This window comes from Shewanella algidipiscicola (genome assembly GCF_900380485.1).
GTDB lineage: Bacteria > Pseudomonadota > Gammaproteobacteria > Enterobacterales > Shewanellaceae > Shewanella > Shewanella algidipiscicola.
The window spans coordinates 183,946-196,889 of sequence record NZ_OXJV01000018.1; the positions used below are offsets into that span (position 1 = coordinate 183,946).

The 12,944-nt window shown below is 49.9% G+C and carries 9 protein-coding genes, 1 tRNA gene and 1 pseudogene; 4 read left to right on the forward strand and 7 right to left on the reverse strand.

Annotated elements, in window-relative coordinates:
- Window positions 1-48: 48 nt before the first annotated feature.
- On the reverse strand, window positions 49-885 hold the full coding sequence (fdhD, locus tag DN599_RS14695; RefSeq protein ID WP_110458335.1) for a formate dehydrogenase accessory sulfurtransferase FdhD: 837 nt from the start codon (window positions 883-885) through the stop codon (window positions 49-51).
- Window positions 886-1,026: 141 nt separating this feature from the next.
- Between fdhD and DN599_RS18650 the strand changes: the two genes are divergently transcribed.
- Window positions 1,027-1,121, forward strand: a tRNA-Sec gene (locus tag DN599_RS18650).
- Between the two features lie 69 nt (window positions 1,122-1,190).
- Here DN599_RS18650 and selB read toward each other — a convergent pair.
- The 6 genes and pseudogenes from selB to fdnG all read right to left on the reverse strand — a co-directional run.
- A pseudogene (selB, locus tag DN599_RS19100) lies at window positions 1,191-3,032 on the reverse strand (selenocysteine-specific translation elongation factor); the annotation flags it as partial.
- Window positions 3,029-4,450, reverse strand: a complete 1,422-nt coding sequence (gene selA / locus DN599_RS14705; protein ID WP_110458336.1) for an L-seryl-tRNA(Sec) selenium transferase — start codon at window positions 4,448-4,450, stop codon at window positions 3,029-3,031. The gene selA and the pseudogene selB, both read right to left, overlap by 4 nt.
- 76 nt (window positions 4,451-4,526) lie before the next feature.
- A complete protein-coding gene (gene fdhE / locus DN599_RS14710) occupies window positions 4,527-5,441 on the reverse strand; it encodes a formate dehydrogenase accessory protein FdhE (protein ID WP_110458337.1) in 915 nt (304 codons plus the stop codon).
- Complete coding sequence (locus DN599_RS14715) at window positions 5,441-6,082, reverse strand: formate dehydrogenase subunit gamma (RefSeq protein WP_110458338.1); 642 nt, start codon at window positions 6,080-6,082, stop codon at window positions 5,441-5,443. The genes fdhE and DN599_RS14715 overlap by 1 nt, the downstream gene beginning before the upstream one ends.
- Window positions 6,079-6,990, reverse strand: coding sequence for a formate dehydrogenase subunit beta (gene fdxH, locus DN599_RS14720; RefSeq protein WP_110458339.1), 912 nt, complete (start codon window positions 6,988-6,990; stop codon window positions 6,079-6,081). The genes DN599_RS14715 and fdxH overlap by 4 nt, the downstream gene beginning before the upstream one ends.
- A 2-nt stretch (window positions 6,991-6,992) precedes the next feature.
- Window positions 6,993-10,007, reverse strand: a complete 3,015-nt coding sequence (fdnG, locus tag DN599_RS14725) for a formate dehydrogenase-N subunit alpha (RefSeq protein ID WP_110458340.1) — start codon at window positions 10,005-10,007, stop codon at window positions 6,993-6,995.
- 1,052 nt (window positions 10,008-11,059) lie between these two features.
- Here fdnG and DN599_RS14730 point away from each other — a divergent pair.
- Genes DN599_RS14730 through DN599_RS14740 form a run of 3 tightly spaced genes read left to right on the forward strand, consistent with a single transcriptional unit; the run spans window position 11,060 to window position 12,814 of the window.
- Window positions 11,060-12,196: a transglutaminase-like domain-containing protein gene (locus DN599_RS14730; RefSeq protein ID WP_110458341.1), complete on the forward strand. Its 1,137-nt coding sequence runs from the start codon at window positions 11,060-11,062 to the stop codon at window positions 12,194-12,196.
- 16 nt (window positions 12,197-12,212) lie between these two features.
- Window positions 12,213-12,530, forward strand: coding sequence for a hypothetical protein (locus DN599_RS14735; protein WP_110458470.1), 318 nt, complete (start codon window positions 12,213-12,215; stop codon window positions 12,528-12,530).
- Window positions 12,527-12,814: a heavy-metal-associated domain-containing protein gene (locus DN599_RS14740; protein WP_110458342.1), complete on the forward strand. Its 288-nt coding sequence runs from the start codon at window positions 12,527-12,529 to the stop codon at window positions 12,812-12,814. Before DN599_RS14735 ends, DN599_RS14740 begins: the two co-directional genes overlap by 4 nt.
- Window positions 12,815-12,944 lie beyond the last annotated feature (130 nt).

Here is a 12,944-nt window from a genome sequence, read left to right on the forward strand (position 1 = left end):
CGATCGAGCCATTGGAATCAATAGCATCAATCGCACCTGGCCTCACGCTTAAATGGCTTTTGCTAAGCGGGTACTATGCTGTCCCAACAGTCGATAGCCGTGGGTGTAGAGCGTCGCCCTGCCATTGCGACAAAAACCGATAAGCGTGATATTGCTTTTCTCTGCTAATTCCAACGCCAGTGAGGTCACGGCGGACATAGCAAACAGAATTTGGATATTGGCACTGGCGGCCTTTTGCACCATTTCGAAACTCGCTCGACTGGTGAGCAACGCTGCCACCGGGCGCTCAACATGGTGAGCACTGAATGCGCCAATTAACTTGTCTAGTGCGATATGTCTGCCTATATCTTCATAGGCAGCAATGATCTGTCCCTGATGGTTAAGCCCCATGGCCGCATGAGTGGCTCCCGTCACCTTAAAATGCTGTTGATTATCTTTAATTTGCGCGAGTGCTACCCCTAAATAATCGATGTTAAATCTGGCATCTGAGTCGACGCTAACCACAGGCTTAACTGCCTCTTCGAGCTGGGCGACACCACACAATCCACACCCTGTGCGCCCTGCCATGTTGCGTCTTTGCTGCTTAAGCTCCATGAAGCACCTTTGGTTGATCTCCACTTGGATCAACACGCCTTCGGGGGTGAATTCGAGCTCAACGCCCTTGATATCACGGACATGAGAGACGATACGTTCGGACAGTGTAAAACCGATAGCGAAGGCTTCTAAGTCTTGCGGGCTGGCTAACATAACGGTATGTGAGATGCCGTTATAGACCAGTGCAACTCTCACCTCATTGGCTAAATAGTCGGTGAGCTCGGATGCGTCTCCATCCTCTAACAGGATCACGTTTTTTTCGGTAACCACTTCATGTGAATGATATTCCATATCGCCTCGCCAAAACTATAAAACCAAATAAAAACAATTAGTTTGATGATAATTTAAGACCTATATCACAAACCCATTAACTAAATGCAAATCGCCTTGAATCATCTTGGTGCATTTTCTATTATCCCTAGGTCTTCTATTGGAAGAACGTCGTCTCCGGTGAGGCGTCCGGATTTCAAATCCGGGTAGGGCTGCCAGCAGTCCTGGGTAGGTTCGACTCCTATGTTCTTCCGCCAATTCTCATGAGAGAAAAACAGCTCTGCATCACGGATCTCCCGGCTATTACTGCGATACTTCCTGCGGGTAAAACCACTTCTGTCAAAAAATTCCAGCAGCTGAATACTCACTTTGCGACCAAGGCCTACCATCTGTTTAAACTCGGCCGTTTCTAGCTGACCCTGTTGAGCAATATGACAACGGATCAAACCGGCAAAATGGCAAAGCTGCTCACTGAGTAAATACCTGTCTTTCACGACCGCTGTAATAAAGCCCTGCTGTACCAGCTGGAAACACAATAATCTTAATTTGGCAGGTTCCAGCTGGAGATATTCGCCCATCTCGGTGATCCATACCGGCGCCGTTTGCTCGGCAAGCCAAGGTGCTAACGCCTGCCAACATTGCAGAGCCTCACGGTCTAGCACGACCCTATGTTCCGCTAACTGCAGCAAGGCACCACGCAAAACCATACGCCCCTCTTGGCACAATATATCGAGCACTTTATTCGCTAATTCGGGCGGCAAAGCACTGTGACTCATGCGTTGCAGGCGATTACGTCCCAGCCCAAGTTGGTCGGGATGTTGTTGATGGAACTCGCTAAGTAAACGAATAAACTGTTGTTGTTCTCGCTGCAGTAAACTGGTGGCCACCGCAAACGAGCCTAGGCGCACTAATTCCGCCTGGGCTAGGAGCATCGCCAATCCTTCATCGGTCAATTGCCAACGCCAAGCGATTTCAGCCAGTTCTAACGCCTGTGTTTGACCGAGAAAACCCACCACATCAGCAGGATTATCCAAGCACGCCAACCGGTGTAACTTTGCCACTCGCTCAGGCGTGCGCTTCTTACGATTAGGCACTTTAAGCGCTAACACTCGCCCTGCGCCTAAAGTCTGTTTACCGCCAATGTGTCGCAGCACTATCGGATCGTCTTGGCATAGGAGCAGTGGTTTATCGAGCACCAGCTCCGCCAGATAAAAGCCGTCTTCATCAGCTTCATTTAACAAAGAAATTCGGCCTAACGTATGATCGGCGCCATGATGACAATGCACATTTTGCCAATGCACTAACGGCTCACTGCCCAGATGCTCGAAGGCGCGGATCTGCACCACTGGCCGGGCGCAATGTTCGGCTTGAGGCAAGCTGCTCAACCAATCGCCGCGCTCGGGCGGCCTATGGTTATCGACGCCGGTTAAGTTAAGTGCCACACGCGTGCCAGTGACCGCAGCTTGCGTTTCTTGGCCCTGACAGTGAATGCCGCGCACCCTAAGTTTGGCTTTTTGACCTGAGCTATAAAGGTGTTCACCTACGCACACATTGCCGCTGATCACTGTCCCCGTGACGACGCAACCGGCGCCTTTAACACTAAAGGCGCGATCGAGCGTCATCCTAAAGCTGCTGGCATCTGTAGCGCGCATCGACTCTTGCTCACCTAAAGCGAGAATATGCGCCTTAAGCGTTGCCACACCACTGGATACGGCATCGACTGTTGCCGACACCTCAAAAATACCACTGGCCTCGATATGATATTCGGCTAACAGTGCCAAGCCTTCGGCGGTCAGTTGTTTTGCCCTCTGGCTATCAACCAGATCCCGCTTTGTGAGAACTAAGGTCAAACTGTGCAGGGGTAAGAGCGCCAGAATTTGCAGATGCTCGCGGGTTTGCGGCATCACACCATCGTCACAGGCGAGGACTAGGATGGCGTGGCGAGCATGACTCACGCCCACCAGCATGTTGTTGATAAATTTCTCATGGCCGGGGACATCGATAAAAGCCAGACGCGAGCCATCCTTAAGCGGCATAAATGCATAGCCCAGATCTATGGTCATGCCACGGCGTTTCTCCTCTGGCAATCTGTCGGTATTCATCCCAGTCAAGGCGCGAATAAGCGTGCTTTTACCGTGATCGACATGCCCCGCTGTAACTATGATCACAACTGCATCCCTAAAGTGCTCAGCTCGGCCAGTAGCTCGGCCTCACTGTCGAGGCCACGTAAATCGAGTCTGAGTTGATCTTGACTCATGCGCCCAATCACCGGACGCGCCGCCTGCTTAAAATACTGCTCTAATAAACTTACATTGCCACCATCGAGCGCGGTGAAACACAGCGCCACCGAGGGCAAAAAGGTATCGGGCTGCGAGCCACTGCCCACTTGGGTCTGACACTCAAGCAGCGCTATCTCATAACAAGGAGAAAACAACGGAGATAAGGCTTGTTGTAAGCGATGACCCACCTGCCATAACGACGCTTGGCTACGGGCAAATTTGGCCAAAATGGGCAGCTCTGCATCTAAGGTTTCGGGATTAAGGTAATGGATCAGAGTCGCCTCTAACGCCGCTAAAATCAGCTTGTCACAACGCAGGGCGCGCTTAAGCGGATGACTCTGTAACTTATCGATCAGCGCCTGTTTGCCGACGATCAACCCCGACTGAGGACCGCCCAGTAATTTGTCGCCCGAAAAACTCACCAAATCGACACCATCGGCCAGCATGCCTTGGGGCGTGGGCTCTTGCTTAAGACCAAAGCGGCGCAGATCTGTGAGTGAGCCGCTGCCTAGATCTGAGATGAGTGATATGCCACGTTCACGGCATAACTGCCCAAGCTTCGCCTCCTCCACTGCCGCGGTAAAGCCACAGATATGATAATTACTGGTGTGCACCTTCATGATCGCGGCGGTATTGTCGGTGATCGCCTGCTCGTAATCTTTAAGGTGGGTACGATTGGTGCTGCCAACCTCGACTAAGGTACAGCCCGCCTGGCGCATAATGTCGGGAATACGAAACGCGCCGCCAATTTCCACCAGCTCACCGCGCGAGACTATCACCTCTTTTCCCGCGGCAACGGCAGAAAGCATCAACAACACGGCGGCGGCATTGTTATTAACAACGCAACAAGCCTCGGCACCCGTTAAGCGTTGAATTAAACGGCTGATCGCATTATCTCTATGACCCCGTTCACCAGCGGCCAGCTCAAACTCAAGCGGTGTTGGATAGCGCATCACAGATGTCACGGCTCGGATAGCCGCCTCCGATTGCTGCGCCCGGCCGAGATTAGTATGCAGTATGGTGCCGGTAAGGTTCCACACAGGTTTTAAACTGTGGCTGCTATCTTTTGCCAGCTGATCAACCAAGCATCCGTGCAGTTGCGCCAGCTCGCCACACCATGTGGGCAGGCGGCGCTCTGTGCCGATTAAGCTGCGCGCCGCCTTTAACTGGATATCCAGTGCGGCCTTGACCGCGGCCTTACCAAAAGACTGCTGCAGAACCATAAAACTCGGCTCCGCCAGTAAATAGTCCATCGAAGGCAAGGCGCGATACAGAGCTTGTAGCGTGTCGGGTGCTTGGGTCATCATCTTGTCATCTTGTTTATGTCATAAAAAAGCAGGAAGCAGTCGCAGCGATACGACTCCCTCCCACAATTGGTTTACGTTATTGCTCTTGCGCGGTTTCATGGGCCATCAGCAGCGGGTTGACTGTCGTCGCCCCAAAGCCCTTGGCATTGAGCTCGCTGTCTAACATCAAGGTGGCGAGGTCGTCGGCCGCGACATCCATAGATGGCGACTTTTCGACAAACAACATCTTGGTATAGCCATGGCACTCATCACAGCTTTCGATACGCACTTGAGCCTGAGCATCATCTAGCGACCAGATGGTCATCTCCTTGTCCTGACCACAGCTAGTGCAATGGGCGCGAATGTAATGCCATTCGCTCTCGCATAAGCTGCAATGCAGGTAACGCAGGCCGGCACGAGGCTCATCGACAATCACGCTCGCCACCGGATGGCAACCGCAAACGGGGCACATACTCTGCTGCTCCACTTTGGCCTGATCCATGCGCTTAATGACCATAGGCGCCCAGTGCGACCAGTAGACCCCCATCGCCGCCCAGATGAATAGACTAAAACGGGCAGGTACTTCACTCACATGCCCCTGACGCAAGGCGCGTCCCCATAACGTCAGCTGTTCGGGCGATTGCTGCATCAGCAAACGCACGACTCGGGCAATAGAGTCGTCCACCTGAGGTAAGAGTTCGCTTAACAGTTGTTGCAGCAGTCCTTGCCAGTAACTTTCGGCCTCTGAGCCCAACTGGGAAAGCGGAATGGCTTCATCTTTCCCCCAAGCGAGTAGCTGACCGAAGTCAGCTTCCCCCGCGAGTCTGGCCTGAATAACCACCAGACGACGGCACAGCTCAAAGTAATCAGCCAACGGCGAGTCCTTGGCCAATGACAGCAAACGTTGTGCCCGCCTGTGATACACAGCTTGGGGATCTGCCGCTTTTAACGGTTTAAGTTCCAGCGGCGATTCGCTACCAGGGACCATAGGTATCTCGACGGTATGACTCATTAATGTTTCTCCACGTCCGAATGTTCATCCAACATCACTGGGTGATGCTTGCGGCACCATGCCTTAGAGACCTTGCCGTAAAGCATGCCCGTAACCGACCCTTCCACCCATGTCGCCATCCAAAAATGCACCATCACAAATATCAACATGATCAGTGCACTAATGGCGTGCAACACAATGGCCCAGCCCACCACAGTGGCTGAGAAGTAAGGCGCAAAATAGGGCTGCCACATGATCAATCCCGTCACGGTTAAGGTGATAGATGTCAGCACGAAAGCCCTAAAGAGCACTTTTTGACCTGGGTTGTAATGGCCGATAGGCGGGATTTTATCCTCGTTCTCAAACATCACATCCTTGATGGCGAGCATCCAGGCAAGATCGTGTTTTTCCCATTTGTTGTGTTTGTAGTAACGCACCAACATCAACATCAAGGGCAAACACATCATCAACCCTGCAACAGGGTGAACAAATTGCGCCAATTGCGGCGTACCCGCTATCGCTCCCATCCATTGAAAAGACGGATAGAAAAAGGAGAAGCCAGTCAGAAATGTGACTAACCCAGCCGCGACAATGAACCAATGACAGATACGGTCGAACAGCTTATGACGCACTATCATCTCTTGCTTATCATGCTTGCTCATTTGTCGTCCTCCTCTTCCTGCTTAGCCTCTTCCGCTGGCGGTTGATAACCCGGCTGATCCTCTTCCACTATGTTGCGACCGACGGTGATCTTGTGCAGACAAGCGACGGCGGCGGTGGCAAGTATGCCCATAGTGCCTAAAGGTTTAACCCAGTCCTGCCACAAGGTGAGTGACAGTGGGATCTGCGGGTTATCGGGCATGTTGTAGCTGTCGGGTTGATTGATATCGTGCAATATCATCATCATCCCCGTGCCGCCTACGCCCTCGGGGTTATAAAGCCCCGCATTGGGAAAGCCCTTTTGCTGCAGTTCTTCTACCCGCTTTTGCGAGTAGAACAACATATCCTCACGGGTGCCATAACGCAGCGCCCCTGTGGTGCAGGACTTAACACAAGCAGGCTCTAAGCCCACGGCTAAACGGTCGGAACACATGGTGCACTTGTAAGCCTTGTTGTCCTTAGGATCGATTTTAGGCACATCAAAAGGACAGGCACTGGCGCAATAACCACAGCCAATACACTTGTCCGAATCGAAGTCCACCACGCCATTGGCGTGCTGGATAATCGCCCCCGAGGTCGAACAGGCAGTTAAACAGGCTGGGTCAGCACAGTGCATACAGGCCGAGTGGGTAAATTGCCAACGCAGCTTATTGCTTTCCATCACCTCATGGAACTCCATCAGGGTCCAACATTGGCCCGATAGCGACATGGGGTTTTGGTAACTGCCTTGGAAGGAGCCCACCTCCTCGCGCAAGTCATTCCACTCTGAACATGACACTTGGCAGGCTTTACAGCCATTACACTTAGTGGCGTCAAACAGTTTGGCGACCTTCTCCGATGAATTACGCCCCTTTGCCGCCGGCGTCATCTCTGAAGTGCCGGAGCGACGGATAATGTCTTGTGAGGCCATGATCAGATCCCCTCCGCTTTAGTGATGTTAACCAGAAACGCTTTAAACTCAGGCACCTGCGTATTAGCATCCCCCACTTCCGTGGTGAGTACGTTACAGGAATAACTCTTACGAGTGAGTGCGTTATGGCTGCCGTGGCGGGGTAATCCAACCGTATGGACTAGCTGGCCATTAACCTTTAGCGGTTGCAGACGCTTAGTCACCAAGGCTTTGGTTTCAATGCTGCCGCGTTTAGAGCTAACCGTGACCCAATCGCCATTGGCGATACCTTTTTCTGCCGCTAACATCTCGTCAATTTCGACGAAGGTTTCCGGCATAGAGATCGCTGCCAAACGGGCATGGGTCGACCAGAAGTTAAAGTGTTCAGTGACGCAGTAAGTCGTTGCTACATAAGGGAACTCATTATGGGAACCTAAGGTTTCCTTCACACCCGGTAACATACGTACTGCAGGATTACTGATCACCTTGTGCAGCGGGTTCACCCCAATAGGCGATTCCATCGGCTCGTAGTGCTCAGGGAACGGACCTTCGGCCAATAGCTTAAGGGCGAAGAAACGACCCACACCTTCTGGTTGCATGATGAAGGGACCGGCCGATTCTTGTGGGGTTAACTTCATATTGAAGTCGCCCGCATCGATACCGTGCCACTTACCGTCAACCCACTCGACGATGGTGCGCTTGGGATCCCAAGGTTTGCCGTTAACATCACACGAAGCGCGGTTATACAGCACTCGGCGGTTAGCTGGCCATGCGAATGCCCAGCCCGGCGTGACCCCTTTACCCGAAGCATCATGGTTGTCACGCCGCGCCATTAAGTTGCCCTCTTCGGTCCAAGAACCCGAATAGATCCAGCAGGCACAGGCAGTGCTACCATCGGCTTTAAGCTCAGAGAAGCTCCCCAGCTGACGCTGAGTCACAAGATCTCGACCATTGAGCTCGCGAGCCACTTCATCGGCATGAGGCGAATAAGGATTGTGGTAATCCCAATTAATCGCTTGTACTGGCTCAGGCAATGTACCGCCTTCTTCCTTGTACAATTCGCGCATCGCCATTAACACACCTGAGAGGATCTCGGCATCAGGCTTAGCTTCGCCCGGTGGGTTCGCGCCCTTCCAGTGCCACTGCATCCAACGTCCAGAGTTGACGATGGAACCTTCCTCCTCGGCAAAACACGTCGTCGGTAAGCGGAACACTTCTGTCATGATCTCGGCAGGATTAACCTCATTGAACCCTTCAGCGTTTTGCCAGAAGGTTGCGGTTTCCGTCGCCAAGGCATCTAGCACTACCATGTACTTAAGATTACTCAAGGCTTTGAGTACCTTATTACGATTAGGCATAGAGTTAATGGCGTTAACACCTTGGATAATGTAGCCATTCACTTCGCCGTGATAAGCCATATCTAAGTGTTTAGTAAAGTCATACTGCTTGTCCCATTTAGGCAACCAGTCATAACCAAAATCATTATCAGCTGTAGCGTTATCGCCCCAGAAACTCTTTAACTGCGACACAAAGAAGTTAGGGTAATTTTGCCAATAATTGGTTTGTCCCGGACGTAAAGCCACAGGCGTGTAATGCTCAAGATAGCTGCTAAGGCTAGTGTCTTTTTCGCTCGGTAGCTTAAGGTAACCGGGCAAGCTTTGACACAATAACCCCATATCGGTCGCGCCCTGCACGTTAGAGTGACCGCGCAATGCGTTCACGCCACCGCCCAGCACCCCAATGTTACCCAGCAGCAACTGCACCATAGCCATGGAGCGAATGTTTTGCGCCCCTTTACTATGATGGGTCCAGCCTAAGGCATACATAAAAGTAGCGGCCCTATCGTGAGTATGAGTGCTACCAATTTGCTGGCATACCATCTCATAGTCCGCAATCGGCGTACCGGTGATATTGCTTACGGTTTCAAAGTCATAACGTTCTACATGTTGCTTCATCAAGTTCCACACACAGCGTGGATGCTCGAAACTAGGATCGACTTTGGCGTAGCCTTGTTCATCTAACTCGTAGTACCAAGACTCTTTATCATAGCTATCTGTTTGTTCATCGAAACCACTGAACAGACCTTCACTAAAAGAGAAGTCTTCGCGCACTATGTAACTGGCATTGGTATAAGCCTTCACATAGTCGTAGTTCACCTGTTTAGTTTCAATAAGATAGCGAATCACCCCGAGCAGGAAGGCGATATCAGTGCCCGAACGGATCGGTGCATAATGATCGGCCAAAGCGGCGCTACGGGTGAAGCGGGGATCGACCACCAAGAGTTTAGCGTTGTTATGTTGCATTGCTTCTGTAACCCAGCCGAATCCGACAGGGTGAGCCTCTGCAGCATTACCGCCCATGATAATGATCAAATTAGAGTTTTTAATATCGATCCAGTGGTTGGTCATGGCACCACGTCCAAATGTCGGAGCAAGACTTGCTACCGTTGGAGAGTGTCAGTTACGCGCAATGGTATCGATTGCAACTAGGCCCAATGCCCGTGCAAATTTCTGGGTGATATAACCACCTTCGTTCGGCATCGCCGACGAGGTCATCATCCCAGTGCTAAGCCAACGGTTAACCGTCGTCCCGGCTGAATTCTTTTCAATCAAGTTAGCATCACGATCATCTTTCATCAGGCGGGCGATGCGCTTGTAAGCCTCACTCCAGCTGATACGTGTCCATTCATTACTACCTGGCGCACGGTACTCTGGGTATTTAAGACGATTCGGACTATTAACATAATCCACTAACCCAGCACCCTTAGGACACAAGGCCCCACGGTTAACTGGATGATCAGCATCCCCTTCGATATGGAAAATACTTTGTTCGGCGTTTTTGCCGTTACTTCCTTTACTGTACATCAGCAATCCGCAACCCACTGAACAATAGCAGCAGTTATTACGGGTTTCTTTCGCGCTAATGAGTTTGAATTCACGAACGGCCGCATAGGCCTTTTCGGACATCAATCCCAATGCAGAAATTGCTGAGGTAGCAGCGCTAGAAGCACACAGTTTAAAAAACTGGCGTCTGTTCATTGCGTCCTCTCACACTCTTGTCGTTATGAGTCTAGTGGTTACAGCGGTTAAACCTTGCAACCGACTGAGCGGGCCTCATCAAAGACCACACTTAATGTAAGATTATCCTCAAAGGGCAAATAGATGACAAATAATAACAGTAGATCTAGATCTCAAATAACCCCATACAGAACAAAAAACCACAGCACAACCAACCCAAAGCACAAGCAACCGAAAAGGCAAGCCAAACAACATGGATGCAGATTAAAACACCAAAAAAGCACAAAAGACAATATGTCCACACCGCGTGACCCATTTTGTCGCACAAGTGATGATATGCCTTATTATAATTCAATTTAATATAACCAAAGCGCATATCAATGCCGGATAAAAACACAATTCCCACCCATTTTAGATGGATAGATGTCTACAAGTATTAGCAATGTAAGAACCAGCTAAACAAGGACGCTGTCGGCGGTGTTAAACACCCGAAAAAGAACAATCTGTGTCTAAAGTAAAGGGGGAGTGCGATGTGAATTTATATCAAACATAAGATGGACTATATGACGATATAATGAAGTGACTGAACAAAATTCATATAAGAGAGTGCCGTTGATGGCGGCAGCGAATATGCTTTACTCTCCACCAGCGGGCACTGTCATAGAAGAAATCAACTGCCTCTGCCCAGCAATACGTTCCAAATAAGCCTATAGCCACCTTACAACAATGTCGTCACACGCAATCCAGTATATTGCAACCACTTCTAGCGTAAAATATCTACCCATTACGAGCTCGGCAAATGACAAAGCAGCCATCCCAATGGCGAACCGGTTAATGCGGGCCGAGAAAAAGCGGGGAAACACAGCTAGCAAACTGCATCAGGAACAAATGACTCACTCGAGACATTTTGTCTATTTTATTTTTCCACGTGGTTTTATTTAGTGACTTATCATTGTTTTTTTTGACTTCAATTGCGCGCTCACCCATCAAGTCCATTGTCGCGCTAGATTGCCCACCCTATACTCTTGCTCTCAGTTACAATCCTTGTAACCCAAAATAATAAGGGATCTTGTATGCAAAGGCGCGACTTTCTTAAATCTGCGGCTGTTCTATCAACAGTCGGGGCCATAAGCCCAGTATTTGCGGCATCGAAGCACCGAGAGGTTGAGCTCGCGTCATGTGCTGGTCGCCGACGCTTTAATCTGATCAACCGCTATGATGTCGTTGCGCCTGAAGGTTCTGAAGGTGTCGTAAAGCTATGGGTGCCTCTGCCTGAAAATACACAGTTTCAACAGGTCATAAAACTCCATTTTAACGGTAATTATCACGATGCCTTTATCACCGCAGATAACAGCTATGGGGCTAAAACACTTTTTGTCACTTGGCCTGACGCCAAGGCCAAAATGAGTATGACAGTCGAAATGGTCATTGAAACCTTAGATTGGGAACCGATTAAAAATGGTGAACTTGCCCACTATAGAACCCCTAAGGAAATACATTATCCCGCGGATGTTGAGCGCTATTTATTGGCGACGAAACACATGCCAATTGATGGCATAGTGAAAGCCACTGCGGATAAAATTGTCGGCAATGAGCAAGAACCACTTAAACAAGCACGCTTGGTTTATAACTGGGTGAGTGCCAATATGTTTCGCGATAACAGCGTGATGGGCTGTGGAACTGGGGATGTTGCCACCATTCTTGAAAGCGGCAAGCTCGGCGGTAAATGTACCGATATAAACTCGGTATTTGTGGCCTTAATGCGCGCTATCGGCATACCTGCACGGGAGATGTTTGGCATACGTTTAGGCCAAGCGATTAAAATGGGACAGTATTCTAAAACGGCCTTCGGTAGTGCCGATGATAAAGGCGTTGCCAATGAAAGTGGTGGTCAGCATTGTCGAGCCATGTTTTATCTGGCCGGTTATGGTTGGTTACCTGCCGATCCCGCTGATGTAACTAAGATGCGTTTAACGGAAAATAAGGCACACACCGATGCCGCAGTACAAACGGTGAATGACTATTTATTCGGTAATTGGGAAATGAATTGGGTAGGCTTTAACTTTGGACGTGATTTTGATTTATCACCCATTGCAGAGCAAACGCCATTGAATAATTTTGGCTACCCCTACGCCGAAGTCGATGGCGATCCGGTGAACTATTACGAGCCTAAAGTGTTTGCGTATGAATACCTATCCAGCGAACAGTAAGTCTTTTTTGGCTACCATGGCCGCCGCAGTCATTGCGGCGGTCGCCTCGAGCCTATGTTGCATCGGCCCTTTAGTTTACTTGGTGTTTGGTGCATCGGCAGCGAGTCTTTCTGGAATGCAAAGCTTAGGCTGGTTACAAATGCCGATGCTACTATTATCAACAGGCTTGATTCTGCTCGGCTTTTGGCGACTTTATTTTTCCAGTAAGCCCATGTGTACTGGTGTCATTAACCGCAATAAGTTGCTATTGCTGTATTGGCTAACAATACCTATTGTGTTGGCATTTCAGTTATACCCCTTTATTTTACCTTGGCTATTTGAGGTGTTTGCATGAAGTATATTTTGTTAGTTAGCCTATTATTTTGCTCATCCACTGTATGGGCAAACAATGTGCAGGTGACGGTGGATGTAGAAGGGATGACATGCCCTTTGTGCGTGACTGTTATCAATCAGGCTCTAAGGAAAACCGAGGGCGTGATCAAGGCCAAGGCCTCATTAAAAACAGAGCAAGCAATCGTCATTGTGCCAGCAGGTTTTAATATGAAGAATTTGATCACCTCAGTAGATGCCACAGGGTATAAAGGCACCATAGGCAAAATAGAGGAGCTTACAGAATAGTAAGGTTTCTGGCTTGTTGCCGTTGCTATTGTTGCCAACAAACCTGCTAAAACGTTTAGCGCCATGAAGGTTCGCTGTTGGCACTGCAAACATTACCTGATCTAGGCAGGCCCTAACAGATGCCATTAAA